Genomic DNA, 26767 nt, shown 5'->3' on the forward strand with positions numbered 1-26767 from the left:
GCGCGATATGTGCAGTGGGGCGTCCTGCGGCCGCCCCGGTGCACATTCCACGCCCCGGCCCCGCGACCCTTCGGCCCCGCCGCACCGCTCTGCGGCGCCGGCCCCGCGACCCTTCGACTCTGCGGCCCTGCCCTGCGGCCCCGCTCCGCGGCACCGGCCCCGCGACCCTTCGACTGTACGGCCCTGCCCTGCGGCCCCGGCCCCGCGACCCTGCGGCGCCGACCCTGCCGCCTCCGCCCCGCTGCCCCGCGGCGCCGACCCGCGCGCGCCGAACCCGCGCCGCCGCTGCCTGCCGGCATCCCCTCACGCGAGCTACGCGCGGGCCCGGGGCGCGCTATCCCACCACCGCAGCACCCGCAGCGCGAAAAAGGTCAACCAGCGCGACGGCTCGCCCGCGGGCACGTCGACGGCGAACCACTCGCGCCCGTCGAGCCGGTACTCCTGATGCCACGTGCCGTCGGCGTCGCGCGAGGCCCTGACCCCCTCGACCGCCTCGGCGAGACGCGGGTCGGGCTCGTCGCCGTCGTGCAGTGCGGCGGCGCGGAAGTGGTCGAGAGCGCGCAGGGCGCTGTAGCGGAAGCGGAAGGGGTAGCCCAGGTGGTGCGCCCACGGGTGATGCTCGCCGGTCGACAGGCGGTAGAGCAGCCGCCGTTCGAGCAGGTACTCCTCGGCGCCCTTGCGTGCGGCGTGCAGCTCCGGCGTGCCTCCGGTGCGCCATTCGTCGTCGAGGATCCCGATCACCGAGTTGATCGTCGAGTGAAACGACGACGCCGTCGACCCCTCCACCCACTCGCAGTTCCAGCCGCCGTCGGGCAGCCGGTGGGTGACGAACCAGTCCCGGATGCCGCTGACGTCCGCTCCCAGCCACGCACCGCTGGCGAGGGTGAAGGCGTTGATGCACGCGTCGACCTCGCCGCCCCAGAAGGGGAGGTCTTCGTACTCCCACCGGGCGTTCCGGTCCAGGAGACCGGCGGTGTCGGGGCGGAGGGCATCGGCATCCACTCCCCATTCGCGCAAGCTCATCAGCGACCATGACGTGGCCGTCCAGGGTTGCGGATCGGTTCCGTCGAAGTCGGCGGGGAAGTGCGCACCGCCGCCCCAGAGGCCGTCCTCCCCCTGCGCGGCGAGGAGCTGTGCCCCGAAGCCCTCGTGCGAGACGCGCGCGCGGGTGGTCTGCCACTGCTCCTCCGGGGCGTCGAGCAGGTCGCGCTCGACCTTCCAGCGCAGAGCCGGGTCGCTGTCGCGCAGCCACGCGAGCACCTCGTCGTCGTTCATGCGGGCAGGCTACGCCCGCGCGGCCCACGGCGACAGAGTCGTCGTTCCGGCGCGGCGCTGCCGGAGAACACGACGCAGGAGATTCGCCGCGGCCCCCGGTGACCCGGTGCGGCGCCGCCCGAGAACATGACTCAGGAGATCCGTCGCGGCCCCCGGTGACCCGGTGCGGCGCTGCCGGAGAACACGACGCAGGAGATCCGTCGCGGCCCCCGGTGACCCGGTGCGGCGCCGCCGGAGAACACAACGCAGGAGATCCGCCGCGGCCCCCGCGAGGCCGCGCGGGCGGGCGCCCGGACCGAGCCGATCTTCCTGCGATGTGTCGCCGTGGGACGGCGGGCGACGGCGCCGCTCCCACTGTTCCGTGTCCGCGGTCGAGACGCCCGCGCCAGACCGTCCCTGCGGTCGCTCGACAACAGTGCAGGAGATCGACGCGGGTACCCCGCCGTTGCGACGACGAGGAGGCGTGTTCCCCTAGAGGAACTCCTGCGTTGTGTCCCACCCGCGGGGCGCGCGGGCTCAGACGTCGCGGCGCGCCCCCTCGGACGGCGTCACCGTGAAGATGTTCGGACGGCGGAATCCGGATGCCGCGAACGCCGAGAGAACGGCCTCGGTCGCCGCCGGCACGAGATCGGTGGAGATCAACGCGATCGCCGCACCGCCGAAGCCGCCGCCGGTCATGCGGGCACCCAGGGCGCCGGAGGCGAGTGCCGTCTCGACGGCGAGGTCGAGCTCGGGGACCGAGATCTCGAAGTCGTCGCGCATCGACACGTGCGAGGCGACGAGCAGGTCGCCGATGGCCGAGGGGCCGTCGGCGTCGAGGGCGGCCACGGTGTCGAGCACACGCTGGTTCTCGGTGATGATGTGACGCACGCGGCGGAAGGTGACCTCGTCGAGGATCTCTTCGGCGCGCGGCAGGTCGTCGACGGTGAGGTCGCGCAGCGACGGGACGCCGAAGGCCGCAGCCCCGCGTTCGCACGCCTCGCGGCGCTCCCGGTAGCCGCCCGTGGAATGCGCGTGCTCGACGAGTGTGTCGACCACGAGAATCGACAGGCCCGCCTCGGCGAAACCGAGGGCGACGGAGCGTGTCTCGAGCGTGCGGCAGTCCAGGAAGGTCGCCGCGTCGGCGACGCCGAGCATCGACGCCATCTGGTCCATGATCCCCGTGGGGGCGCCCACGGCGTCGTTCTCGGCGATGCGCCCGACCCGGGCGAGTGCGACCTTGTCGAGGCCTGCGTTCCATACGTCGTTGAGGGCGGATGCCACGGCTCCCTCGATCGCGGCCGACGACGAGAGCCCTGCCCCCACGGGAACGTCGGACGCCAAAGCGATGTCGACGCCGCGGGGGTCGGCATCCGGGGCCTCGCGAAGGAGCGCCCACGCCACGCCGAGCGGATATCCGGCCCAGTCGAGACCGCCGGCGGCGATCCGGGCGTCGAGCTCTGAAAGTGAGACCTCCACGGAATCGCTCGAGAAGGTGGAGGTCACGCGGATGACGTCGTCAGAGCGGATCGCGACGGCGGCGGCGGTGCGCTGCGCGATCGCGAACGGGAAGACGAAGCCCTCGTTGTAATCGGTGTGCTCGCCGATGAGGTTGGCTCGGCCGGGTGCCGACCACACGCCCACGGCCGGGGCGTCGGTCAGGCTGGACAACAGGGTACGGGCGTCGTCGACGGCGGTCATGCCGTCACCTCCGGAACGGTGTCGAGGGCGGCGCGCAGGCGCTCGGCCTGCGATTCGGGGGTCACGTCACCGATCCAGGCGCCCATGGCGGCCTCGGATCCGGCGAGGTACTTCAGTTTGTCGGCGGCGCGACGGGGCGAGGTGATCTGCAGGTTGAGGCGCACGGCATCCCGTCCGCGACCGACCGGCGCCTGGTGCCAGGCGGCGATGTACGGGGTGGGAGTGTCGTAGAGCGCATCGATGCCGCGCAGTAGTCGCAGGTAGAAGGGGGCGAGCTCGTCGCGCTCGGCCTCGGAGGTCTCGGCGAGGTCGGCGACGTGGCGGTGCGGCAGGACGTGCACCTCGATCGGCCAGCGCGCGGCGAAGGGGACGAACGCGGTCCAGTGCTCGCCGCGCAGCACGACGCGCTCGCCGGCGGATTCGAACGCCAGCAGACGCGCGAACAGGTCTTCGGAACTGCGCGAGATGGTGTCGAGCAGGCGGTGCGTGCGCGGGGTGACGTACGGGTAGGCGTAGATCTGACCGTGGGGGTGGGGGAGCGTGACGCCGATATCCTGACCGCGGTTCTCGAAGGGGAAGACCTGGCGGATGCCGGGCAGAGCCGACAACGCCGCCGTACGGTCGGCCCACGCCTCGATGACGGTGCGCGCGCGGGTGCGCGAGAGCGAGCCGAAGGAGCCCTCGTGCGCGGGGCTGAAGCACACGACCTCGCAGCGGCCCACCGATGTGCGGGTGCGACCGAGACCGAGGTGCTCGAGGTCGTCGTCGCCGCGCGGCGGATCCACGGCGGCGGGGGCGTCGCCGGTCGCGACGTCGAGCGCGGGGCCGAATGACGGCGACTTGTTCTCGAACACCGCCACGTCGTACAGCGACGGAATCTCCGACGGGTTGGTGGGTGTCTGCGGTGACAGGGGGTCGAGGTGCGCGGGAGGAAGGAACGCGCGGTTCTGACGATTGGATGCCACCGTGATCCAGTCGCCGGTCAGCACGTCCTGCCGCATGGTCGCCGTCACCGGGCGGGGGTCCAGCGTGCGGGCGTCGACGGCGCGCTCGGCACCGAGCGTCGTATCGGGATCGTCGAAGTAGATGAGTTCTCGGCCGTCGGCGAGGCGGGTCGGGCGCTTGACCACGCCGGCGCCGAGGGGCTCTGCGGAGAGGCTGTCCGTGTTCACGATAACACGTTACAACGCGGGCGTGATATCGTCAACATGGAGGTTGTGATGCGTGTATCCATGGCCCACGTGGCCGAACGTGCCGGGGTGTCGGCGCAGACGGTGTCGCGCGTGGCCAATGGCAGCCCGCGCGTCGATCCCGCCACCCGAGCTCGCGTCGAGAAGGCCATGGCCGACCTCGGTTATCGCATGCACCGTGCCGCGCGCGCGCTGCGCACCGGTCAGACCTCCACGATCGGTCTGGTCGTGTCGACCCTCGCCTCCGTCGGCAACTCGCGAATGCTCCAGGCCATCTCCGAAGCCGCCGCCGCGCGCGAGTACGCCCTGGCGGTCGTGACGGTGGGGGAGCGCGGCATCCGCGACGCTTTCGCCCGCCTGCGATCGCAGGGAGTCGACGGCGCCGTCGTGCTCAACGAGGCGACCGAACTCGCCCGCGACGTGGACCCTCCGGCCGACCTGCACGTCGTCGTCGTCGATTCCCCGCCCGACTCGCGCTTCTCCATCGTGCAGACGGATCACGCCGGGGGTGCGCATGCGGCCACCGTCCACCTGCTGGCGCAGGGACACGCCGTCGTTCACCACCTCGCCGGTCCCGCCCCCTCCTACGCCGCGCGCGAGCGCGAGCGCGGCTGGCGTGAGGCACTCTCTGACGCCGGCCTCGTCGCGCCCGAGCCCGCCCGGGGCGATTGGACCTCGGCATCCGGCCATGCCGCCGTCTCGCACCTGGTCGGTGCCACCGCGGTGTTCGTCGCCAACGACCAGATGGCGCTCGGCGCGCTCCGCGCCCTCGCCGACGCCGGGTTCGACGTGCCGCGCGACGTGGCGGTGGTGGGGTTCGACGACATCGTGGATGCCGCGGAGTACCGCCCCCCGCTGACCACGGTGCGCCAGGACTTCGATGCCCTCGGCGCGCGCGCTGTCGCCGCTCTGATCGCGGCGATCGAGGGCGGCGAACCGGTGGCCGAGTCGGTTCCGACGTCGTTGATGGTGCGCGCGAGTAGCACCCGGGTCTGAGCGCGCGGTTCGGGACTGCGGCGCGCGTCGGGGTACCCCGCGGGCCGCGGCACGTGTCGAGGTGCTGGGCGAGCCTAAGTCCCGCGGCCGTGCGGGGTGCTTCCCCGGGTTCGGGGCATGATTGGCGCAGTGGGGCGGGTTTCGCATCGCCCCGATGCGCAGAATCCGCCCCAAAACGCGCCGGCGCCCGCGCCCGCTCGAAAGGGTGCGCGCCCTGCCCGACCGGCGCCCGCGCGGGGTGCTTCCCCGGGTTCGGGGCGTGATTGGCGCACTGGGGCGGGTTTCGTTCGCCCCAGTGCGCAGAATCCGCCCCAAACGCGACCGCGAACCCGCCCCCGCCCGCCGCAGCCACGCTGCGTTTCAGCCGTTCCAGGGGGCGATCACGTCGATGATCCACACGACGCCGAAGCGGTCGATGAGCTTGCCGTAGAGAGGTGAGAACGCCGACGGTCCGAAGGGCGCGAGGATCTCGGCATCCTGGCTCAATCCTTCCCAGGCGGCACGCACTTCGTCGGCGTCTCGACCGCGCAGCGCGAGGTAGAACGGGTTCGTGCCACGGTCGAAGGCGAGCGAGTTCTGGATGTCGTAGGCCATCACGTGCACCCCGCTCGGCGCGACCATCTCGCCCCAGACGATCTGCTCGCGCTGTTCGGGCACCTCGGCCGTGTCGCCGTAGGGGACCGCGGTGACGGTTCCGCCGAACACCTCGGCGTAGAACGCGAGGGCGGCCGCGGCCTGGCCGTCGAAGTTGACGTGGAGGGTGGTGGTGAGGGTCATGTCTGTCCTGTCGTAAGCCGAGAGGTTCCGGATGCCATGACTCTCTCGCGAGATGCGGACAGGGAACGTCCGCAATTACGGACACAATGGATGCCGTGCCTGAGAGCTCCTCCCCGTCGACGTCGCGACGCCTGCTGTCATTGCTCACCGTGCTGCAATCGCGACGGGACTGGTCGGCCTCCGCCCTCGCCGGCCGCCTCGACGTGAGCGAGCGCACGATCCGACGCGACGTCGACCGCCTCCGCGATCTCGGCTACGACATCGACGCGATGCGCGGACCAGCCGGGGGCTACCGCCTGCGCGCCGGGGCGAACCTCCCGCCCGTGGCATTCGCCGACGACCAGGCCGTGGCGGTGGCTGTCGCCCTGCGCCTCGCCGCGTCATCGGGTGGCGCACTCGCCGAGGCGGCAGAGGACGCGCTGAGCGTGATCTCACGGTTGTTGCCGGCACCCCTCGGTCGGCGTGCGCAGCGATTCGCCGGCGAGGCGGTCGCACCCGCCGGAGCGGTGGGGGTCGAGCCGGGCATCCTCAGCGCGGTCGAGGCCGCGATCGCCGTCGGCGAGGAGATTCGTTTCGACTACGGCGGATCGGAGGGGCCGGTGCGGGTGACCGAGCCGCACCACCTCCTGTGGCGCAGCGGCCGTTGGTATCTTCTCGCGTTCACCCTCGAGCATGATGAGTGGCGCGTCTACCGCGTCGATCGCATGCGGGTGAAGTCGCACCGAGGGCGCACCTTCGCGCGTCGGGAGGTGCCCGGCGGCGACCCGGTGCGCTTTCTCGAGGGGCGGTTCCGCGGTGGCGAGGAGTCGGGCGATTGGCCCTGCCGCGGCGAGGTCGTCGTCGAGGCATCGCGAAGCGAGCTCGAGCCGTACGTCGTCGACGGCACACTCGGCGAGGCCGAGGCGGGAGGCACGAGGGTGAGCCTCGGATCGTGGTCGTGGGGCGCGCTCGCCGCGGAGTGCTTGCGCTTCGACCGGCCCATCGCCGACGCCCGGCCCGCGGCCCTGCGCGACGCGCTCACGGAGGCGGCCCGACGGGCCACGGCGGCTGCTGCGCGCGGGAGCGTCTCGCCTCGCTGAGCTGCGGCGCGAGTGCCCTCCGCGTTCGTCGATTTGGGGGCGCATTCCGCCGGTCGGGGCGCAAAGGGCCCGCCCCAAACCGCCGAACCCGCCCCGAACCGCCAGATGCGCCATAGACCGCCGAACTGGCCCCGAACCGCCAGATGCGCCGCAGATCGCCGAACCCGCCCCGAACCGCCAGATGCGCCATAGACCGCCGAACTGGCCCCGAACCGCCAGATGCGTCTCGGGTCACGCCGGCGGCCCACATCCCTCAGCTCGGCTCGTGCCACCCGCGGTCGAGGATGCGGAAGCCGGCCTCGATCGTCGAGGCCGCGTCGTCATGCTCGAAGGCGAGCAGCTGCAGCTGGAGCACCATGCGCGCGTAGACGCGGATCTCGGCGTCGGGAGTCGCGCGTCCGATGGACGCGGCGATGGCCTCAGCCAGCGCGCCCTCATGGCGCAGCCACATGCGCGCCGAGTATTCGCGGAGCGCGGGCGTGTCATCGATGAGCTTCATGAACGCGCGCCGTTGATCGCCCGTGGGATCGAATGCCAGGCCGATGAGCTCACGGCGGTATAGATCGCGCAGGGCATCCGAAACCGAGGTACCCGGGGCGCGGTCGCGCACGGCGCCCACGAGCATCTCGCGCTGTTCGTCGTCCTCGTCGAAGACGAGAGCCTCTTTCTGCGGGAAGTGCGCGAACACCGTCGTGGGCGAGACGTCGGCCGCGTCGGCGACCTCGCGAATGCTCACCTGGTCGAATCCGCGCTCGACGAACAGCACGGTCGCGGCGTCCGAGATCGCCTTCCGAGTGGCGGCCTTCTTGCGCTCGCGGCGCCCGATCGTCTCGCTCATGCGGACGACTTTAGCGGATCCGCTCAATAAGCGTATTGACACAAAAACTGGTACCAGTACAGTTACGGCGTGACTTCAGAATCTTCCTCCCCGCTTCGCGATGGCCGACGCGCCTGGATCATGCTCGTCGTGATCACGACCCTGACGACCGCGGGCATGACCGTGGTCCTCCCCGTCCTCCCCTTCGTCGTGCTCCGCTACGTCTCGAGCCCGTCCGACCTGGCCGTGTGGGTCGGCATCCTCGAAACCGTCAACGCCCTGTGCGCGTTCCTCGTCGCACCGTTCCTCGGGCGCATCTCCGACCGATTCGGCCGCCGACCGGTGATCATCGTCGCCGGCTTCGGTGCCGCCCTGGGGTTCCTGCTCTTCGGCATCGGCGGCGCGCTGTGGGTGCTGTTGCTCGGCCGCATCGTGCAGGGTGTCACCGCGGGCGACCTGCCCGCGCTGTTCGCCTACCTCGCCGACATCACCCCGGCCGACAGGCGCGCCCGCCGCTTCGGCGTGTTGGGCGCGACGGCCGGCATCGGCACCATGATCGGACCCGCCCTCGGTGGCTCGCTCGCTGCGATCGACGTCGACCTGCCCGTCTTCGTCACCGCCGGTCTCGCCCTCACCGTCGCGATCGTCAGCATCTTCCTGCTGCCCGAGAGCCTCGCGCCCGATAGGCGCATCGCCCGACTCGACCTCGGCGCGGTGCATCCGTTCGCGGTGTTCCGCGGGGTGTTCCGCCGCCCGGAGCTGCGCGGTCTCATGGTGGGCCTGGTGCTGGTGGGCCTGCCGTTCGGCTTCTTCGTCAACAACTTCAGCGTGCTGGCCCTCGACGCCATCGACTGGAACCCCACCGCGATCGGTCTGCTCACGGCGTGCGTCGGCATCGTCGACATCGCGATCCAGGGCGTGCTGCTCGGATTCCTGCTCCCGCGGATCGGTGAGCGGGGCGTGGTGGTCAGCGGCATCGTCGCGCAGGCGGTGGGCCTCGTCGCGCTCGCCGGTGTCGCCTCGCTGCTCGCTCAGCCGTGGCTGTTCGTGGTCGGCGCGTTGATCCTCGCCGCGGGGCAGGGGGCGGCCCAGGCAACGATGGACGGCCTGCTCTCCAATGCCGTGGGCGATGACGAGCAGGGCTGGATCGCCGGTGCGACGCAGTCGCTGAACGCCGCGGTCGGCACCGTCGCCCCGCTGGTCGCGGGGCTGCTGTACGCCCATGTCGCCCACGCGGCGCCGTACCTGCTGGGAGCCGTGCTCATGGCGGCGGCCGCGGTGGTCATCGCCCGGGCCCGTTTCACCAGCCCGTCCCTCCGGGCGAAGACCCCGGATGCCGCGGAGCCGGTGCCGGTCGGCGAGTGAGGCGCCCCGCCCGGAGTCAGGCGGGTCCGGATGCCGCGGAGCCGGTGCCCGTGACGAGAACAGGCCGATCCGCGCGGGATCGGCCTGTTCTCGGTGCAACGACTGTTCTCGTGACGCCTACTCCTCGAGCTGCCCCAGCGACGGCTCGGCGACGAAGCGCACGACCGGCTCGATCGCGTGCTCGAGCTCGAGCATCACGATCTCGTTCGCTCCCGTGCGGGTGGTCGGCCCGGGCACGTAGAGCGTGTTCTGCGGCACGTTGTTCCAGTAGCGGCCGAGGAAGAAGCCGTTCACGAAGGCATAGCCCTTGCCGAAGCCGGTCGTGTCGAGGAACAGGTCGGCGGCGCCCTCGAGAGTGAACGTGCCGCGCAGCAGCGCGCGCCCCACAGTGCCCGCGCCCGTGCCGGCGGCGGAGGTCGGATCGACGGGCGTCGCCGTCCACCCGGTCAGCGGCGAACCGTTCAGAGTCACCGCGCCGATCAGACCCTTCGCCTCACCGAGGCGGTCGGCGTAGTTCACGCGCCCCTGATCCTCGACCAGGACGGTGAGTCGCGAGCCCGCGGGGATCGTGATCGCGCGTTCGTGCAGCGAACGCGACAAGCGGCCGACCGGCGTGCCGTCGATGTGGATCCACGCCAGGTCGCGCACCTCGCCGAAGACCAGAGCGGCTTGGCCGCTGAAGGCCGGCAGGTCGACGTCGTAGCGCACGAGGGCGCCGAGATGCCCGAGGTCCTCGAACGTCGAGGGCGCATCGGTGCCGTCTGCGGCGGTGGCTTCCGGCATCCAGTCGCCCTCGCCCGAGAGCGCCACCTCGAAGGACGGGGCCGCGGGTCGAGACGGGGGCACGAGATCGGGCACCGGCGCATACTTGGCGATCACATCGCGGAAGGCGTGGAACTTCGCCGTCGGGTGGCCGGACTCGTCGATGGGGGCGTCGTAGTCGTACGAGGTGACGATGGGATCGAACCGACCCTTGTCGTTCGCGCCGTTGGTGGTGCCGAAATTGGTGCCGCCGTGCACCATGTAGATGTTCACCGAGGCGCCCGCGGCGAGCAGCACGTCGAGGTCGTGGGCGGATGCCGCGGGGTCGGTGGTGTGGTGGATGCTGCCCCACCAGTCGAACCAGCCGTCCCAGAACTCGCTGCACATGAGAGGGCCCGTGGGCTGGTGCTCGCGCAGGGTCGCCAGACGCTCCTCGGACCGGGAACCGAACGAACCGGTCAGGAGCAGCTCGGGCAGGCTCCCCGCCTCGAGCATCCACGGCATGGGCTGGTCGACGGTGGTCAGCGGCACGGTGATGCCGGCGTCCTTCGTGACCCGCACGAGCTCGTGCAGGTACTCCTTGTCGGAGCCGTAGGCGCCGTACTCGTTCTCGATCTGCACGAGCACGACGCTGCCGCCGCGGTCGATCTGACGGGGCGCGACGATCTCGTACACGCGGTGCAGGTACTCCGACACCGCCTCGACGAACTGCGGCTCGGAGCGACGGATGCCGATCCCCGGCGTCGAGGTGAGCCACACGGGCAGGCCGCCGTTGTGCCACTCCGCGCAGATGTACGGGCCGGGGCGGACGATCGCGTGCAGGCCTTCGGCGGCGACGAGATCGAGGAAGCGGCCGAGGTCGTTCCAGCCCGTGGCATCCCATTCTCCCCGCACGGGTTCGTGGGCGTTCCACGCGACGTAGGTCTCGATGGTGTTCAGGCCCATCGCCTTCGCCGTGCGGATCCGGTCCGTCCAGTGCTCGGGGTGGATGCGGAAGTAATGGAGCGTGCCCGAGATGACCTGGTGCGGTCGTCCGTCGAGCAGGAAATCGGTCTCGCCGATGGAGAAGGTCGTCACGGTGTCTTTCGGGGGGTCAGTCGGTGAGGCGCGCGGTCATACGCACCCAGGAGAGGGCGGGGAGGGTGAAGCGCAGGATGCCGTCGGCGCCGGTGTCGATGACCAGCGGCACGGGAGTCACGGGCTCGCCGTCGGCGGAGTTGGTGGTGTGGCGGCTGCCCCCCTCGGGGACGGTCACGACGACGGCCTCGACGTCTTCGACCGCGCCCAGGTCGAGTTCAACCTCGGTGGCGGCGTCGAGGTCGCGGTGCGCGAGGAAGACCGCGACGTCCGCGCCCTCGACGGTTGCGACGGCGTCGACGGCGTCGACCGACCCGTGGCGTGCGGTGTCGATGGAGGCGCCGTCGACCCGGGGGAGGACCACCCGGCCGGATGCCGCCTTCGCGGTGAGGGCGAAGGGGTGGAACGTGCTCTGACGCCAGGCCGCCCCGCCGCCGGGTTCGGTGCGGATGGGGGCGATGACGTTCACGAGCTGCGCGAGGTTCGCCATCGACACGTGCTCGGAGCGGCGGATCAGGGTGATGAGGAGGGATCCGACGACGACGGCGTCGGTGACGGTGTAGTCGTCCTCGATCAGGCGCGGGGCGACGGGCCAGTCGCCGGAGAACACGCGCGGCTTGTCGACCTCGTTCCACCGGGTCTGGTTCCAGACGTTCCATTCGTCGACGCTGATGCCGATCGCCCGGCCGTCGGGGGTGGTGGCGCCGACCTCGTCGATGATGTCGACGACGTCCGAGATGTAGCGGTCGAGGGCGGCGCCGCTGGCGAGGAAGCTCGCCGGGTCGGACGGGTCCTCCTCGTAATAGGCGTGCACCGAGATGTGGTCGATGAGACCGGCGGTGTGACGCAGCACGGTGCGTTCCCAGTCGCCGAACGTCGGCATCTCGTGGTTGGAGCTGCCGGCGGCCACGAGCTCGACGGCCGGATCGATGAAGCGCATCATGCGCGCCGTCTCGGCGGCGAGGCGGCCGTACTCGTCGGCGGTCTTGTGACCGATCTGCCAGGGGCCGTCCATCTCGTTGCCCAGGCACCAGAGTCGGATGCCGAAGGGCTCCGCGCGGCCGTTCTCGCGGCGGCGGTCGCTCAGGGCCGTACCGCCAGGGTGATTGGCGTACTCGAGCAGGTCGGCGGCGTCGGCGACGCCGCGCGTGCCGAGGTTCACCGCCTCCATCACCTCGAAGCCGGCGGCCTCCGCCCAGTCGGCGAACTCGTGCAGGCCCACCTGGTTGGTCTCCGTGCTGTGCCACGCGGCATCCAGTCGCACCGGGCGCTCCTCGCGCGGACCGACCCCGTCTTCCCAGCGGTACCCCGAGACGAAGTTGCCTCCCGGGTAGCGCACGACGGTGGCACCGAGCTCCCGGACGAGATCGAGCACGTCGGCGCGGAAGCCGGCGGCGTCGGCGCTCGGGTGCCCCGGCGAATGGATGCCGTCGTACACGCAGCGGCCCATGTGCTCGACGAACGAGCCGAACAGGCGGCGCGGGACCTCTGCGCCGGCCGCGGTGCGGTCGACGGTGATGCGGGTGGGGGTGCTCATGGCTCTCCTCGCGGGGGAAAGGGAGGGGCGGGCCGCATGCGTACGCTGCGGCCCGCCCCGGTGATGCCGGATTACTTGTTGACCGAGAAGCCCTGGTCGTTGCCGTACTGCACGAGCTGGTCCTGCCACGCGGTCAGGCCCGCGTTGAGGTCGCTCTTGTTGGCGTAGGCCTGACCCACGGTGTCACCGTAGATGCTGTTGGCGTAGACCTGGAACGGCAGGTAGCTGAAGCCCTCGATGACGTCGCTCGACGCCTCGGTCAGCACCTGGTTGATCTGCTGGCCGCCGAAGTACTCCGACTCCTTGTCGACGAAGGCGGGGTCGCTGAGCTGCGCGGTCGTGGAGGGGAAGCCACCCGACTCGGCGAAGATCTGCAGGCTCTCCTCGTCGTTGTTCAGCCACTTCAGGAAGCCGGCCGCGAGGGCGGGGTTCTGGCTCTGCTTGGTCACGGCCTGGCCGCCGCCGCCGTTCTCCGCGGTCGCGGGCTGTCCGTCGTAGGTCGGGATCGGGGCCACGGCCCACTTGCCGGCACCGTCTTCGACCGAGCTCTCGAGCACGCCGGGCATCCAGGCGCCGATGACGAGCGAGGCGATGGAGCCGTCGCCGAGGCCCTTGAACCACTCGTCGCTCCAGCTGGGCGTCGTCGAGAGCAGGTCGCCCTCGATCAGACGGTTCCAGTTCTCGGCGAACTTCTTCGAGCCCTCGTCCTGCAGGTCGATGGTGACGTCGGTGCCTTCAGCCGAGAACGGGGTACCGCCGGCCTGCCAGATCATGCTGGTGGTGAAACCGGAGTCACCGGTGTCGGCCGTGATGTATTTGGTCGGGTCGGCGGCGTGCAGCTTCTGCGCCGCGGCGTAGTACTCGTCCCAGGTGGTGGGCACGGCGATGCCGTACTGGTCGAACACGCTCTTGTTGTAGAACAGGGCCATGGGGCCGGAGTCCTGCGGCAGGCCGTAGATCTTGCCGTCGAAGTCGACCGAGCCCCACGGGCCGCTCGCGTAGGCGCTCTCGAGGTCTCCGAAGCCGTAGGGCGCGAGGTCGAGCAGCGAGTCCGACAGAGCGAACTGCGGGAACGCGTAGTACTCGATCTGCACGACGTCGGGGGCGCCCGAACCGGCCTTGATCGCGTTCTGGAGCTTGGTGTACTCCTCGGTGTTGGTACCGGCGTTGACCAGGTTGACCTTGACGTTGGGGTACTTCTCCTGGAACGCGGCGACCTGGGCCTCCGCCGAGGGGGTCCAGGACCAGTACGTGAGCTCGCCGCCGGCCTCGAGGGCCGCGTCGATGTCGGCGGCCGAGCCTGCGCCCGTGGTGCCGCCGGTGTTGCCGCCGGAGCATGCGGTCAACGCGCCGACCGACAGGGCGGCGGCGGCGACGGCGAAGACGGTCCGCCGGACGGCGGTGCCCTTGCGCATGAGTGTCATCGGGTTCCTCTACTTCATTGTTGTGGATGCCGGGGCAGGACGCTCCGGTGCGGGTGGGTTGTGAGACCGGGGCAGGACGCTCCGGGTGTTGCGGTGTGGGGCTGGCGCCCCGATCAGGGGGAAGTTCGGGTGGTCACTGCTTGACGCTGCCCGCGCTCAGGCCGGACTGCCAGAAGCGCTGCAGCACGAGGAACGCGGCGACGATCGGGATGATCGACAGCAGCGAGCCGGTGATGACGAGGTTGTAGATGGGCTGGGCGCCCACGCCGACGGCCTGGGCGTTCCACTGGTTGAGGCCGACGGTGAGCGGGTACCACTCGGGGTTGCTCAGCATGATGAGCGGCAGGAAGTAGTTGTTCCACGTCGCCACCACGGCGAACAGCAGCACGGTGACGATGCCGGGGGTGAGCAAGCGGATCGAGATCGTGAAGAACGTGCGGAACTCGCCCGCTCCGTCCATGCGCGCGGCTTCGAGCAGCTCGGTGGGGATGGCGTCGGTCGCGTACACCCAGACCAGGTACAGGCCGAACGGGCTGATGAGCGAGGGGATGATGATCGCCCAGGGGGTGTTCGTCAGGCCCAGCTGGCTGAACAGCAGGAAGGTCGGCACCGCGAGGGCCGTTCCCGGAACGGCGATGGCGCCGAGGACGACGGCGAAGACCGCCTTGCGTCCGCGGAAGTTGTACTTCGCCAGACCGTAACCAGCCAGGGTGGCCAGGAAGGTGGCGCCGCCGGCGCCCACCACCACGTAGAGCAGCGTGTTGCCGAGCCAGCGCAGGAAGATCCCGTCGCGGTAGGTGAAGGTCTGAACGATGTTGTCGCCGAGGGCGAAGCTGTCACCGAACCAGAGTCCGAACGACGAGAACAGGTCGGGCTGGGTCTTCGTGGCGTTGATGACGAGCCACGCCAGCGGCAGGAGCGTGTACACGAGGTACAGGCTCATGACGATGGTCAGAACGACCGAGCGGCGCGAGTGCGTGGGCGACGTACGGGCGAACGAGCGGCGCCCGCGCGGGCGGTCGGTGGTCACGGCGACGGTGTCGGTGCGGGGTGCGGTCGCGGTGGTCATCGCGTCTCCTGACGTGAGCCGCGCAGCTGCACGACGTAGGCGATGATCGCGGTGATCAGGCCCATGATGATGGCGATCGTCGCGGCGTAGTTGTACTGCTGGCCCGCGAACGAGAGGTTGTAGGCGTACATGTTCGGCGTGAAGAACGTCGAGATGGTGTTGGGCGCCAGGGGCTTGAGGATGTTGGGCTCGTTGAAGAGCTGGAAGCTGCCGATGATCGAGAAGATCGTGGCGATCACCACGGCTCCGCGGACAGCGGGGATCTTAATCGAGAAGATCGTGCGCCAGGCGCCCGCGCCGTCGATGGATGCCGCTTCGTACAGCTCCCCGGGGATCGTCTTCAGCGACGAGTAGAAGATCAGCATGTTGTAGCCGACGAACTGCCACGTGACGATGTTGCCGATCGACAGCAGCATCCACTGGGGGATGAACGGCTGGAGCACCTCGGATCCGAACAACTGGTTGATGTTGCCGGCCAGACCGAACTGGTCGCCGTAGATGTAGCCCCACATCAGCACCGCCACCACTGCGGGCACGGCGTAGGGGAGGAAGATCACGATGCGGTAGAAGCTGGAGGCGTTCAGGCGCGCGCTGTCGATGGCGAGGGCGGCGCCGAGCGCGAGCAGCAGCATGATCGGCACCTGCACGACCAGGAAGACCGAGACGCGGATCAGGCCGTCCCAGAACTTCTCGTCGCCGAACGCGGCGATGTAGTTGTCGAAGCCGACGAAGGCGTTGCCGCCGATCAACTGCTCGCGGAAGAGGCTGAGGTAGATCGAATAGACCAGGGGCGCCAGGAAGACGAGCGCGAAAACGACCGCGAAGGGGGCGACGAACAGCCAGCCGCGATCGTCGATACGGGCGCGCCGCTTGCGCCGTGGGGTGCGCAGGGCGGGCGGGGGTGCCGCGGTGGTCGTCATCGTCCAGTGCCTCTTCGTTGGTGCGCATTCGGTCCGGGTGGCCGAGATGTTGACGTAAACATAACCCGACCCCGCTAAGGTGTCAACGTCAACATCCCGAGGGGGCAGACATGAGCGAGACGACGACGACGTCGACCGTGATCCCGACGCGCGAGCGTCGTCGCGAGGCGTCGATGGCGGACGTGGCGGCCGCGGCGGGGGTGTCGGGCCAGACCGTCTCGCGGGTCGCGAACGGGCGGGCCAACGTCGATCCTGACACGCGCCAGCGAGTGCTGGATGCGATGACGCACCTGGGTTACCGCCCCAACAGTGCCGCCCGGGCTCTCCGTTCGGGGCGGTTCCGCAGCATCGGCGTGATAATGTTCTCCCTGGGCTCCTACGGCAACACCCGCACGCTCGACGCACTGGCGTCGATGGCGGCGGCATCCGGGTACTCGATCACCCTCATCACGGTGCAGTCCGCCTCGCAGTCCGATGTGTCGGGGGCGTTCCTCCGCCTCCGCGAGCACGCCGTCGACGGCATCGTCATCCTGATCGAGACGCACCGCCTCGGCGAGAACGAGCTCGCCATCCCCTCGGGTCTGCCCGTCGTGGTCGTCGATTCCAGCGCCGACTACCCCTACGCCGTCGTCGACAACGATCAGGCGCAGGGGGCACGGCTCGCGACCGAGCACCTCCTCGACCTCGGACACGAGACGGTGTGGCACGTCTCCGGTCCGCCGGAGTCGTTCGCCGCAGAACGTCGCCGCGACGCCTGGCGCGCGGCACTCGAGGATCGCGGATGCCGAGTGCCCGAGGTGCAGATCGGCGACTGGACCGCCGACTCCGGTCACCGCATCGGTGCGGCGCTCGCGGTGCGACCCGAGGTGACCGCCGTGTTCGCGGCGAACGACCAGATGGCGCTCGGCGTCATCCGCGCCCTTCACGAGGCCGGGCGCGCCGTGCCCGGGGATGTGAGCGTCGTCGGCTTCGACGACATGCCTGAGTCGGCCAACTTCTGGCCTCCGCTCACCACCGTGCGACAGCGATTCGAGCGCGTGGGCGAAGAGGCGATGAAGGCCCTCATCGCCGACATCGAGAACACCGGCGGCGATCACGCTCGCACGCTCGTCCCCACGTCGCTCGTCGTGCGGGCCAGTTCTGGTCCCCGCTGACGCCCGCCCGACGCTGACGCCAGGCCGGCGCTGACGCCAGGCCGGCGCTGACGCTCTGTTCGGGCCGCCGCTGACGCCCGGGCCGCCGCCGACGCCATGTCCGGGCCGCCGCCGTGCGGTGCGCGTTGCCGTCGGGCTTCGCGGGGCGCTTCGGCGCGACCGCCCTCTTGTGTGCGCTAACGCCTGTCGTTTAAGCTCGGCCTGTACGTCCCATGTTGACGTCAACACTCCCCCATGAGGCCGCATCGAAGCGGCCGGATCGGAAATGACGATGAAGTCACCTCGACTGTTGTCGATGACGTGCGCCGTGGCTCTGACCGCCGGTGCCCTCACGGCGGGTGCCGCCGTGACGGCGCCCAACGAGAGCCATGCCGCGACGGCGCCCGTGCGCATCGCGCCCAACCCCGCGACGGCGTCCGAGCCGTTCGAGGGGTGGGGGACGAGCCTGGTGTGGTTCGCCAACGCCACGGGCAACTACCCCGCCGACGTGCGGCAGAAGCTCTTCGACGCCGTCTTCGGCGAAGACGGGCTGAACCTCAACATCGCGCGATACAACATCGGTGGCGGCAACGCCACCGACGTGCCGTCGTACCTCCGCCCCGGCGGCGCGGTTCCCGGCTTCTGGAACCCCCAGCTGCCGGCCACCGACGGCCAGGGCGCGATCACCTCGACCTACGCCGACCGTGCCCGCTACAAGGCCGCATGGAACCCCGACGACCCGACCCACTACGACTTCTCGGCAGACTCCGCCCAGCGCTGGTGGATCGACGCGCTCAAAGGCAAGATCACCCACTGGGAGGCCTTCAGCAACTCGCCGCCTTACTTCCTCACGCAGAGCGGCTACGTCTCGGGCGGCATCAACAACGCCACCAGCGAGCAGCTCGCCACCGCCGACATGGACAAATTCGCCGGGTACCTGACCACCGTCGTCGACGAGCTCGAGAAAGAGCACGGCATCCAGTTCGACACCATCGACCCGTTCAACGAGCCGAACACCAACTACTGGTCGACCAACATCCCCGCGGGTCAGACCTGGCCCACCAGCGCCAGCCGTCAGGAGGGCGCGCACATCGGTCCGCAGCGCCAGGACGAGATGATCAAGGCCCTCGCCGCGCGTCTGGCCGCCCCCGGCACGCAGACCGACGCCGTGATCTCGGCGATGGACGAGACCAACCCCGGCATCTTCGCCACCAACTGGAACGCGTGGACGCCCGCCGCCAAGGCTGCCGTCGAGCAGCTCAACGTGCACACCTACGGCACCGGCGGACGTCAGGTCGTGCGTGACATCGCCAAGGCCGCCGACAAGCCGCTGTGGATGAGCGAGGTCGAGGGCAACTGGACCCCCGGGACGGGCTTCAACCCGGTCGACATCGGCAACGGTCTCGGTATGGCCGAGCACATCGTCGGCGACCTGCGGGAGTTGGAGCCGGACGCCTGGGTGTTCTGGCAGCCCGTCGAAGACCTTTACAACATGGAGAAGGTCGAAAAGCTCAACTGGGGCAGCGTCTTCATCGACTTCGACTGCAACGCCGACGGCAACTCCGAGCGTCGCCTGAAGGACGGCGACGCCGACCCCAGCTGCAAGGTGCTGACGAACGAGAAGTTCAACACGGTCCGCAACTTCACGCACTACATCGAGCCCGGGGATCGCCTGGTCGCCAGTTCGAACACGCAGTCCACCGCGGCGATCGACGCCGACGGCACGGGCGCGACCGTGGTGCACGTGAACACCGAGGCCACCGACCGCACCGTCGAGATCGACCTCAACGACTTCGGCACCGTGGCGGCGAACGCCACCGTCACCCCGATCGTCACGACGCAGTCCACCCTCGCGAACCCCACCGCCAACGCCCTCAAGCAGGGTGCCGCGGTGACCGTGAACCCCGCGTCGAAGACCGCGCTGCTCACGGTTCCGGCGCGCTCGGTCACCACGTTCGTCATCGACGGCGTCTCGGGTGTCGCCGACACCGCCGCGAGCTTCCGCAACGGCCAGTCCGTCCAGCTGACCGGGCTGCAGAGCGGCCTCGCGCTCGACGGCGGCGCCTCGCTCGCCATCCGCCCGGTCGCCACGACAGCTGCCGCGGCGAAGACGCAGACCTGGACGGTGCGCTCGCTCGACGGTGAGGGCACCAACCGCCACCGCTTCACCCTCGAGAACGCGGCGGGGCAGTACCTCGCCGTCGCCAACGGTGGAACCACCCTGGTGAGCTCCGACCCGACCGCCGCAGCCGCCGACGCGAACCTGCAGTGGATGGCGTCGACCACCGACGGGGCGACGTACTCCCTGCTGAGTGTCGCGGCGGAGCGTGTGCTCGACGTCAACGGCGCCAGCACGCAGCCCGAGGCGCGCGTGGGACTGTGGACGTCGAACGGCGGCGGCAACCAGCTGTGGCGTCTGTCGGGTACCGCTGTCCTGGGCGTCGAGCCGGTCACGGTCAGCACCCCGGTCGGCACCGCCCCCACCCTGCCCACCACGGTCACCGCGCGCTACGCCGGAAAGACGCTCCGCGCGGTCCCCGTGACGTGGCAGCTCGACGGCAAGGACTGGTCGAAGGCCGGCACCGTCACCGTGACCGGCACCGGCACCGACATCTTCGGCGCCACCGTCACGGCATCCGCCATCGTCGAGGTCGGCGCGTACACCGCGGCCCGCCCCATCTCGATGACGGTTGCAGCGGGTAGCGCGCTCTCGAGTGTGAAGGCGCTGGCGCCCAAGGACGTGCAGTCCGAGGTGCGTGCCGACGGCGCGGGCTTCTGGACGCCCGTCACGTGGGCGTGGGCCGATCTGACCGACGCGTCGTTCGCCCAGGCGGGCACCGTGGTCGTGAGTGGCACCGCGACCGGCCCGAGCGGCGAGAAGCTGCCCGCGCGGTTGACGGTGATCGTGACGGATGCCGTCGAGCGCAACGTCGCACCGCAGAGCCGCCCCTCGGCGACCTACACCGAGAGCGGCTACCCGATCGACCGCACCATCAACGGTCAGAGCACGGACAAGGGTTGGTCGAACTGGCGGTCGGGTACGAAGAACACGCAGGACACCCTGACGTACGGCCTGTCGACCACCGAGACGGTGAAGCGTGTGGCGGTGCAGTTCTACCGTGACGGTGGGGCGACCTGGGCCGACACTCTGCGCGTGGACTACCGCAGCGCGGGTGGCGCCTGGACGCAGGGTGCGCTGCAGACCGTCCCGACACCCGCGACCGGTGCGCCGAAGGTGGAGGTGTCGCTGGGCGGCGTCGCCGCCGACGAGGTGCGGGTCGTGATGAACGCGCGGTCGCAGACGCACATGGTGGTCTCCGAAGTCGAGATCTTCGCCGCGGCGCCGTCGTCGGCGGGGGTCGCCGACCTGGCTCGACTGACCGTGGGCGCCAACGCCGTCGACGGGTTCGATCCCGCACGCACCGACTACACGGCCACGGTCGTGGGAGACGCGTGGCCCACGCTGAACGCGCAGGCGGTGGATCAGGATGCCGTGGTGCGCATCACCCAGCCCGCCGACGCCAACGGCGTCGGAACCGTGCGGGTGACCGCTCCGAACGGAACGGAGCGCACCTACACCGTGACGGTGACCCGTGCTCCGGCCGCGACCGTCGCCGCTACCGCTTCGTCGCGGTGCGTGGCCGGGAAGGTCGTCGTCGCGGTGACGGTGCAGAACGACGGCGCGACCCGCGCCGACGTGCGGATCGACAGCCCGTACGGGGCGAAGAACCTCGGCGCCGTCGAGCCCGGAAAACGCGCGTCGGCGACGTTCAGCACGCGTCAGACGTCGGTTCCCGCCGGAACGGCGACGGTCACGGCGACCGTCAACGGCGCGTCGGCAACGGTCGCGGCGGCCATCCCGGCGGCCACCTGCAAGTAGATCGATGCAGAAAGGGGCGGCGACGTGTTCGCCGCCCCTTTCGGCATCCGTCAAGGGTCCCCGTCCGAGACGGGCCGTGACGGAGGATGGATTCCTCTGAATCGATCCCCACAGGAGAACCATGCACGTCAACGCCTACGCCGCGTCGTCCGCGACGTCACCCCTCGAGCCCACGACCATCGAGCGCCGTGATGTCGGCCCCTCGGACGTCCTCATCGACATCGCCTACGCCGGCATCTGCCATTCCGACATCCACACCATCCGCGGCGAGTGGGGCGACGTGCCCTACCCCCTGACGGTGGGCCACGAGATCGTCGGCACGGTCGCCGAGGTCGGGTCCGACGTCACCAGCCACAAGGTCGGCGACCGCGTCGGCGTCGGCTGCATGGTCAACTCGTGCCGCGAGTGCGACAACTGTCTCGCCGGCGAGGAGCAGTACTGCGAGAAGGGCAACATCGGTACCTACGCCGGCACCGATGTCGACGGTTCGATCACCCAGGGTGGCTACAGCGAGAAGATCGTCGTCGACGAGCACTTCGTGCTGCGCGTTCCCGAGTCCATCCCCTACGAGAAGGCCGCCCCGCTGCTGTGCGCGGGCATCACGACCTATTCACCGCTGAACCACTGGAACGCCGGCCCCGGCAAGAAGGTCGCCGTCGTCGGTCTCGGCGGTCTCGGTCACATGGCCGTCAAGATCGCCCACGCCATGGGCGCCGAGGTCACCGTGCTCTCCCAGACGCTGGGCAAGAAGGACGACGGCCTCAAGATGGGCGCCGACCACTACTACGCCACGAAGGACGAAGAGACCTTCACCACGCTGAAGAACACCTTCGACCTCATCGTCAACACCGTGAGTGCGCCGCTCGAGCTCAAGCAGTACCTCGGGCTGCTCACGCTCAACGGCACGATGGTCAACGTCGGCGCCCCGCCGGAGCCCCTGCCCATCCAGGTCTTCACCCTCTTCACGAACCGTCGTTCCTTCGCCGGTTCGTCGATCGGTGGCATCCGCGAGACCCAGGAGATGCTCGACTTCTGCGCCGAGCACGGCATCGCCCCCGAGACGGAGCTCATCTCGGCCGACCAGATCAACGAGGCCTACGAGCGCGTGCTGAAGAGCGACGTGCGCTACCGCTTCGTGATCGACGCGAAGACCTTCGCCCCCGCCTGATCCCGGTTCTCCGGGTCCGGCGAGATCCCGGATACCACGGCCCCGACGTTCTTCGAAGCGTCGGGGCCGTCGCACGTCCCGCCGTCTCCGTACGTCCTCGCCGTTGCCCCCGCCCCCCGGGGCCCCACTCATAAACGCGATTACTGCGCATAAACGCGGCGTCGCCGTGTTCATCGGCACGGATGGCGTTTATGGATGCCGGAAGCCCGTCGCAGACGCCGCCGCCGACGCACCGCGCAGGCGCCCGCACGCGAAAGCGGCGCCGCCCCGGAGGGCGACGCCGCGTCGGACGGAAGGTCAGGCCTGGCCGAGGGCGGCCGAAACGACCGCGCGCGCCTCTTCCTGCACCTCGCGCAGGTGGTCCTCGCCGCGGAGCGACTCGGCGTACAGCTTGTAGACGTCCTCGGTGCCCGAGGGGCGTGCGGCGAACCACGCCGACTCCGTCTGCACCTTCAGGCCGCCGATCGCCGCGCCGTTGCCGGGCGCGTGCGACAGCTTCGCCACGATGGGCTCACCGGCGAGTTCGGTGGCGGTCACGGCATCCGGAGACAGCTTCGACAACGCCGACTTCTGCGCGGGCGAGGCGGGGGCGTCGACACGCTGGTAGGCCGAGGCGCCGAATTCGGCCTCGAGCTCGGCGTAGCGCTGCGAGGGCGTCTTTCCGGTGACGGCGAGGATCTCGGCGGCGAGCAGGCAGAGCAGGATGCCGTCCTTGTCGGTGGTCCAGACCGTGCCGTCCTTGCGCAGGAACGACGCACCCGCCGACTCCTCGCCGCCGAAGGCGACGGAGCCGTCGAGCAGGCCCGGGACGAACCACTTGAACCCGACGGGCACTTCGAGCAGCGTCTTGCCGAGCGACGCGGCGACCCGGTCGATGATCATCGACGACACCAGCGTCTTGCCCACCGCGGAGTCGGTCGGCCAGCCGGGACGGTGGGCGAAGAGGTAGTCGATCGCGACGGCGAGGTAGTGGTTCGGGTTCATCAGCCCCGCATCGGGCGTGACGATGCCGTGGCGGTCGGCGTCGGCGTCGTTGCCCGTGAGGATGTCGTACTCGTCGCGCGCGGCGACCAGCGAGGCCATGGCCGAGGGCGAGGAGGGATCCATGCGGATCTTCTCGTCCCAGTCGAGCGTCATGAACTTCCACGTCGGGTCGACTTCGGGGTTCACGACGGTGAGGTCGAGACCGTAGACCTCGGCGATGAGGGCCCAGTACTCGACGGAGGCGCCGCCCAGGGGGTCGGCACCGATGCGGATGCCGGCGCTCTTGATGGCGTCGATGTCGATGATGGATGCCAGGTCGCGCACGTATGCGTCGCGGAAGTCGTACTGGCCGAGGTTCTCGAGGTCGATCTCGGTCTGAGGGGTGCGCTGCACTCCCGCCAGCCCGGCGGCGATGAGCTCGTTCGCGCGATCGGCGATCCATCCGGTGGCGTCGGTGTCGGCGGGGCCGCCGTGAGGCGGGTTGTACTTGAAGCCGCCGTCGCGCGGAGGGTTGTGCGAGGGGGTCACGACGATGCCGTCGGCGCGGCCGGCGTCATCGAGCGAACGGCCCTTGTTGTACTGCAAGATGGCGTGACTGAGCGCCGGCGTCGGCACCCACGCGTCGCGGGAGTCGACGCGCACGTCGACGCCGTTCGCGACCAGCACCTCGACAGCGCTGCGCTCCGCGGGCAGCGACAGACCGTGGGTGTCGCGACCGAGGAAGAGCGGCCCCGTGATTCCCTGCGCGGCGCGGTAGTCGACGATGGCCTGCGTGGTGGCGAGGATATGGTCCTCGTTGAAGCTGGTGCTCAACGACGAACCCCGGTGACCGCTGGTCCCGAAGGCGACGCGCTGTTCGGGCACCGCGGCATCCGGTTTGCGGTCGTAGTACGCCGAGATCAGTTCGTCGATGTCGATGAGATCGGATGCCTCTGCGGGCTGTCCAGCGCGACTGCTCATGCGCCCAGTCTGCCCGCTGCACGCGACATGCGTATACGCCGCGTCGCATTCTGGGGTAATCCGTTGCCCCGCGCGGGGCTGGCGCGCGTGGGAGCGGAGGAGATTCCGGGGGCGGAGGACGGGTTCGCCGGCCGCGGTGTCCTCCGCTCGCCGAATCCCCTCCGCCGGCCGGGGTGATCCGTGGTGAACCGGCACCCCGCTCGACATCCGCCGTCACTACACTCCGACCATGAGCCATGTGTCGTGGGGTGCCCGCTTCGTCGGGATCGGACTCGTCGTGGCCGCGATCGCGGCGATCGTGAAGAAGAAGCCCCGCGCCGTGACCGCGCCGTCGGTCCCCGTTCCCGACAACCCGCTCTGGACGGGAACGACCAAACCGGCTCCGGTCCCCGAGGAGAACGTCGTCCTCAGCCTGCCGAAGGACATGTACCGGCACGCGGGGGCACCGACCGAGTGGTGGTGGCACATCGGAACCCTTCGGGCGGGCGACCGCGTGTTCGGGTTCGATATCAACGCCGCGTCCTTCACCGGCCAGCACTTCGGGATGTCGCAGATCTCACTGAGCGACGTGGAGGGTGGCCGCCACTACGAACGCACGCAGGTCTACGGGCCCAAGCCGGTCGGGGTGTTCGACGTCGACACGTGGGCGGAGGGCGATCCCTCGAAGCAGTGGTACGCGCGACTGGGCGATCCGGAATGGCTCGTCGGCGGGTTCAGCGTGACCGATACGGGATCCGGTTACACCGAGGCGCCGTCCGTCCTCTTCGACGGTGACGGTACCGGGGCATCGGCCATCGCGATCCTCGACGACACGGGCGGCGTGACGCAGATCATCCTGCTCAAGCCGGGTTCGGGGTACACGACCACCCCCTCCGTGTCCCTCATCGGCGGCGGCGGCTCGGGAGCCACCGCGGTGGCCGTGCGTCATTCCGTCGTCATGACGGCTCCCCAGGCCGATCCGACGCAGGACATCTCGGTCAAAGCGGTCCTCCAGGATGCCAAGACGCTCGACGAGGTCGAGTTCGACCTCACCCTCTCGCAGCAGGGGCGGCCGATGTTCGTCTTCGGTACGGGCGTGGAGCCCAGCGCGCAGACGCAGAGCCTGAAGAAGGACAACTACTACTTCTCGTTCACCCGGCTCAAGGCTTCCGGCACGCTCACCTTCGGGGGCGAGACGTTCGAGGTGACCGGCACCACCTGGATGGACCACGAGTACGGATTCTTCGGCGGTGGTTCCGCCGATACCCGCGTGCGGTGGCTGCTGCAGGACATCCAACTCGACAACGGCTACACCCTGTCGACCGCCGGCATGATCGGCGAGGGGTACAAGCCCGAGATCGGCGTCTCGGTCGACGCGTTTGCGACCATCCAGGACCCGGACGGTGAGATCTTCTACGTCGCCAGCACCATCACCCCGGTCGGTGAGTTGTGGACGAGCCCCTCGACGGGAAACAGCTACGCGCAGCAGTTCCGCGTCGAGATCCCGTCGTTCCAGGCGGACATGCTGGTGTCGACGCGCCTTCAGGACCAGGAGTTCTCGGCGAGCGGTGCGCCGATCTACGAGGGCACCGCCGAACCGACCGGTACGTTCCTCGGAGCGGACGTCTCGGGGGATGCCTGGATCGAGCAGGCTTTTTAGGTGCTCCGTCGACATCGCCGGGCAGGCGGCGGCGTCCCGGCCGCGGCGCACTAGGCTGAGCCGGTGCTGCCCGACACGGAACACCCGCCCGCCCGCCGTACCTACAGCTACCTGGGACCGGCGGGGACCTTCACCGAGGCCGCGCTCGCCCAGGTTCCCGAAGCCCGCGACCAGATCTGGCGTCCCGTGCGCAACGTCGGCGAAGCGCTCGCCGATGTCGTCGAGGGGCGATCGGATGCCGCGATGATCGCGATCGAGAACTCCGTCGACGGCGGCGTCTCGACCGCGCAGGACGCGCTGGCCACCGTGCCGGGACTCCGCATCGTCGGCGAGTACCTCGTGCCGGTCAACTTCGTGCTGGTCGGGCGCCCCGGCGCCACGCTGCAGGACGTCTCGCTGATCGCGGCGCACCCGGTCGCGTATGGCCAGTGCCTCGGATGGCTCAGCGAGAACGTCCCCGCGCACGCGCACCTGCCCGCCGAGAGCAACGTCGCCAGCGCCCTCGGTGTGCTCGACGGCACGAGCGCCGCGGATGCCGCGATCGCGGCGCCCGGCATCGTCGCCCACCACGACCTCACCGTTCTGGCCGAGAACATCGGCGACAACCCGAACGCGGTGACGCGCTTCGTGCTCGTGAGCCGCACGGTGGCGCCCGCACCCCCGACCGGCGCCGACAAGACCTCGCTCATCGTCGAACTGCCCGAGGACCACCCCGGTGCCCTGCTGGAGCTGCTCGAGCAGTTCGCCACCCGTGGCATCAACCTGAGCCTGTTGGCATCCCGCCCCATCGGCGACTCCCTCGGGCGCTACCGCTTCGTCATCGACGCCGACGGGCACGTGCACGACGAGCGCATGGCCGACGCCCTACTGGGCCTGCGCCGCTTCAGCCCGAAGGTGATCTTCCTCGGGTCCTACGCCCGCGCCGACCGCGCGATCGTGCGCTACCCCCAGCGCTACAGTGACGACGTCTTCGTCGAGGCGCGCGACTGGCTGCGGGGCCTACTGAGCGGCGAGCCCGAGGCCTGACCCGCAGGG

The 26767-nt window shown here is 70.0% G+C and carries 19 protein-coding genes; 8 read left to right on the forward strand and 11 right to left on the reverse strand.

What is annotated here, in order from left to right; translation table 11 throughout:
* Window positions 1-312 precede the first annotated feature (312 nt).
* From MT347_RS15775 to galT, 3 genes are all read right to left on the reverse strand, one after another.
* Window positions 313-1275 (reverse strand): squalene cyclase, encoded by a 963-nt coding sequence (locus tag MT347_RS15775; protein ID WP_243502271.1) that lies wholly within the window; start codon window positions 1273-1275, stop codon window positions 313-315.
* A gap of 516 nt (window positions 1276-1791) precedes the next feature.
* A complete protein-coding gene (gene galK / locus MT347_RS15780; protein ID WP_243502273.1) occupies window positions 1792-2955 on the reverse strand; it encodes a galactokinase in 1164 nt (387 codons plus the stop codon).
* Window positions 2952-4127 carry a galactose-1-phosphate uridylyltransferase gene (galT, locus tag MT347_RS15785; RefSeq protein WP_243502275.1) on the reverse strand — a complete coding sequence of 392 codons (1176 nt, stop codon included), beginning with the start codon at window positions 4125-4127 and terminating at the stop codon, window positions 2952-2954. The genes galK and galT overlap by 4 nt, the downstream gene beginning before the upstream one ends.
* Window positions 4128-4175: 48 nt before the next feature.
* Between galT and MT347_RS15790 the strand changes: the two genes are divergently transcribed.
* The gene (locus MT347_RS15790) at window positions 4176-5141 is read left to right on the forward strand and encodes a LacI family DNA-binding transcriptional regulator (protein WP_243502276.1); all 966 of its coding nucleotides are present in this window, start codon (window positions 4176-4178) and stop codon (window positions 5139-5141) included.
* A gap of 360 nt (window positions 5142-5501) precedes the next feature.
* On the opposite strand, the gene MT347_RS15795 is transcribed toward MT347_RS15790, so the two are convergent.
* Window positions 5502-5918, reverse strand: coding sequence for a VOC family protein (locus MT347_RS15795; protein WP_243502278.1), 417 nt, complete (start codon window positions 5916-5918; stop codon window positions 5502-5504).
* A gap of 95 nt (window positions 5919-6013) precedes the next feature.
* On the opposite strand from MT347_RS15795, the gene MT347_RS15800 reads away from it, so the two are divergent.
* Window positions 6014-6997 carry a YafY family protein gene (locus tag MT347_RS15800; protein ID WP_243502280.1) on the forward strand — a complete coding sequence of 328 codons (984 nt, stop codon included), beginning with the start codon at window positions 6014-6016 and terminating at the stop codon, window positions 6995-6997.
* A gap of 253 nt (window positions 6998-7250) precedes the next feature.
* Here the strand turns inward: MT347_RS15800 and MT347_RS15805 are convergent, their stop codons facing one another.
* Window positions 7251-7835: a TetR/AcrR family transcriptional regulator gene (locus MT347_RS15805; RefSeq protein ID WP_243502282.1), complete on the reverse strand. Its 585-nt coding sequence runs from the start codon at window positions 7833-7835 to the stop codon at window positions 7251-7253.
* A gap of 69 nt (window positions 7836-7904) precedes the next feature.
* Here MT347_RS15805 and MT347_RS15810 point away from each other — a divergent pair, with 69 nt between their 5' ends.
* The gene (locus MT347_RS15810; protein WP_243502284.1) at window positions 7905-9179 is read left to right on the forward strand and encodes an MFS transporter; all 1275 of its coding nucleotides are present in this window, start codon (window positions 7905-7907) and stop codon (window positions 9177-9179) included.
* Window positions 9180-9296: 117 nt separating this feature from the next.
* On the opposite strand, the gene MT347_RS15815 is transcribed toward MT347_RS15810, so the two are convergent.
* From MT347_RS15815 to MT347_RS15835, 5 genes are all read right to left on the reverse strand, one after another.
* On the reverse strand, window positions 9297-11018 hold the full coding sequence (locus tag MT347_RS15815; protein ID WP_243502285.1) for a glycoside hydrolase family 35 protein: 1722 nt from the start codon (window positions 11016-11018) through the stop codon (window positions 9297-9299).
* 16 nt (window positions 11019-11034) lie between these two features.
* Window positions 11035-12555 carry an alpha-N-arabinofuranosidase gene (locus MT347_RS15820; RefSeq protein ID WP_243502287.1) on the reverse strand — a complete coding sequence of 507 codons (1521 nt, stop codon included), beginning with the start codon at window positions 12553-12555 and terminating at the stop codon, window positions 11035-11037.
* A 71-nt stretch (window positions 12556-12626) separates the two neighbouring features.
* Window positions 12627-13979, reverse strand: coding sequence for a sugar ABC transporter substrate-binding protein (locus MT347_RS15825; RefSeq protein ID WP_243502288.1), 1353 nt, complete (start codon window positions 13977-13979; stop codon window positions 12627-12629).
* Window positions 13980-14112: 133 nt separating this feature from the next.
* Window positions 14113-15048, reverse strand: coding sequence for a carbohydrate ABC transporter permease (locus MT347_RS15830; RefSeq protein ID WP_374206548.1), 936 nt, complete (start codon window positions 15046-15048; stop codon window positions 14113-14115).
* Window positions 15045-15968: a carbohydrate ABC transporter permease gene (locus tag MT347_RS15835; protein WP_243502290.1), complete on the reverse strand. Its 924-nt coding sequence runs from the start codon at window positions 15966-15968 to the stop codon at window positions 15045-15047. The genes MT347_RS15830 and MT347_RS15835 overlap by 4 nt, the downstream gene beginning before the upstream one ends.
* Before the next feature lie 110 nt (window positions 15969-16078).
* Here MT347_RS15835 and MT347_RS15840 point away from each other — a divergent pair, with 110 nt between their 5' ends.
* The 3 genes from MT347_RS15840 to MT347_RS15850 all read left to right on the forward strand — a co-directional run bounded on the left by MT347_RS15840 (window position 16079) and on the right by MT347_RS15850 (window position 22149).
* Window positions 16079-17122 carry a substrate-binding domain-containing protein gene (locus MT347_RS15840; protein ID WP_308194239.1) on the forward strand — a complete coding sequence of 348 codons (1044 nt, stop codon included), beginning with the start codon at window positions 16079-16081 and terminating at the stop codon, window positions 17120-17122.
* 271 nt (window positions 17123-17393) lie between these two features.
* Window positions 17394-20981: an RICIN domain-containing protein gene (locus MT347_RS15845; RefSeq protein ID WP_243502292.1), complete on the forward strand. Its 3588-nt coding sequence runs from the start codon at window positions 17394-17396 to the stop codon at window positions 20979-20981.
* Window positions 20982-21102: 121 nt separating this feature from the next.
* Window positions 21103-22149, forward strand: a complete 1047-nt coding sequence (locus MT347_RS15850; RefSeq protein WP_243502293.1) for an NAD(P)-dependent alcohol dehydrogenase — start codon at window positions 21103-21105, stop codon at window positions 22147-22149.
* A gap of 297 nt (window positions 22150-22446) precedes the next feature.
* Here MT347_RS15850 and pgm read toward each other — a convergent pair whose 3' ends face one another.
* Complete coding sequence (pgm, locus tag MT347_RS15855) at window positions 22447-24093, reverse strand: phosphoglucomutase (alpha-D-glucose-1,6-bisphosphate-dependent) (RefSeq protein WP_243502295.1); 1647 nt, start codon at window positions 24091-24093, stop codon at window positions 22447-22449.
* A gap of 229 nt (window positions 24094-24322) precedes the next feature.
* On the opposite strand from pgm, the gene MT347_RS15860 reads away from it, so the two are divergent.
* Both MT347_RS15860 and pheA read left to right on the forward strand, forming a co-directional pair.
* Window positions 24323-25732, forward strand: coding sequence for a lipocalin-like domain-containing protein (locus MT347_RS15860; protein ID WP_243502297.1), 1410 nt, complete (start codon window positions 24323-24325; stop codon window positions 25730-25732).
* A gap of 63 nt (window positions 25733-25795) precedes the next feature.
* Complete coding sequence (gene pheA, locus MT347_RS15865) at window positions 25796-26758, forward strand: prephenate dehydratase (protein WP_243502299.1); 963 nt, start codon at window positions 25796-25798, stop codon at window positions 26756-26758.
* Window positions 26759-26767 lie beyond the last annotated feature (9 nt).

It is taken from the genome of Microbacterium sp. VKM Ac-2923, assembly GCF_022815605.1.
Lineage (GTDB): Bacteria > Actinomycetota > Actinomycetes > Actinomycetales > Microbacteriaceae > Microbacterium.

Coding starts and splice junctions, on each gene's coding strand:
- MT347_RS15775 (WP_243502271.1), bottom strand. CDS start 1,275: ATGAACGACGACGAGGTGCTCGCGTGGCTGCGCGACAGCGACCCGGCT.
- galK (WP_243502273.1), bottom strand. CDS start 2,955: ATGACCGCCGTCGACGACGCCCGTACCCTGTTGTCCAGCCTGACCGAC.
- MT347_RS15790 (WP_243502276.1), top strand. CDS start 4,176: ATGCGTGTATCCATGGCCCACGTGGCCGAACGTGCCGGGGTGTCGGCG.
- MT347_RS15795 (WP_243502278.1), bottom strand. CDS start 5,918: ATGACCCTCACCACCACCCTCCACGTCAACTTCGACGGCCAGGCCGCG.
- MT347_RS15805 (WP_243502282.1), bottom strand. CDS start 7,835: ATGAGCGAGACGATCGGGCGCCGCGAGCGCAAGAAGGCCGCCACTCGG.
- MT347_RS15820 (WP_243502287.1), bottom strand. CDS start 12,555: ATGAGCACCCCCACCCGCATCACCGTCGACCGCACCGCGGCCGGCGCA.
- MT347_RS15825 (WP_243502288.1), bottom strand. CDS start 13,979: ATGACACTCATGCGCAAGGGCACCGCCGTCCGGCGGACCGTCTTCGCC.
- MT347_RS15830 (WP_374206548.1), bottom strand. CDS start 15,048: ATGACCACCGCGACCGCACCCCGCACCGACACCGTCGCCGTGACCACC.
- MT347_RS15835 (WP_243502290.1), bottom strand. CDS start 15,968: ATGACGACCACCGCGGCACCCCCGCCCGCCCTGCGCACCCCACGGCGC.
- MT347_RS15840 (WP_308194239.1), top strand. CDS start 16,079: ATGAGCGAGACGACGACGACGTCGACCGTGATCCCGACGCGCGAGCGT.
- MT347_RS15845 (WP_243502292.1), top strand. CDS start 17,394: ATGAAGTCACCTCGACTGTTGTCGATGACGTGCGCCGTGGCTCTGACC.
- MT347_RS15850 (WP_243502293.1), top strand. CDS start 21,103: ATGCACGTCAACGCCTACGCCGCGTCGTCCGCGACGTCACCCCTCGAG.
- pgm (WP_243502295.1), bottom strand. CDS start 24,093: ATGAGCAGTCGCGCTGGACAGCCCGCAGAGGCATCCGATCTCATCGAC.
- MT347_RS15860 (WP_243502297.1), top strand. CDS start 24,323: ATGAGCCATGTGTCGTGGGGTGCCCGCTTCGTCGGGATCGGACTCGTC.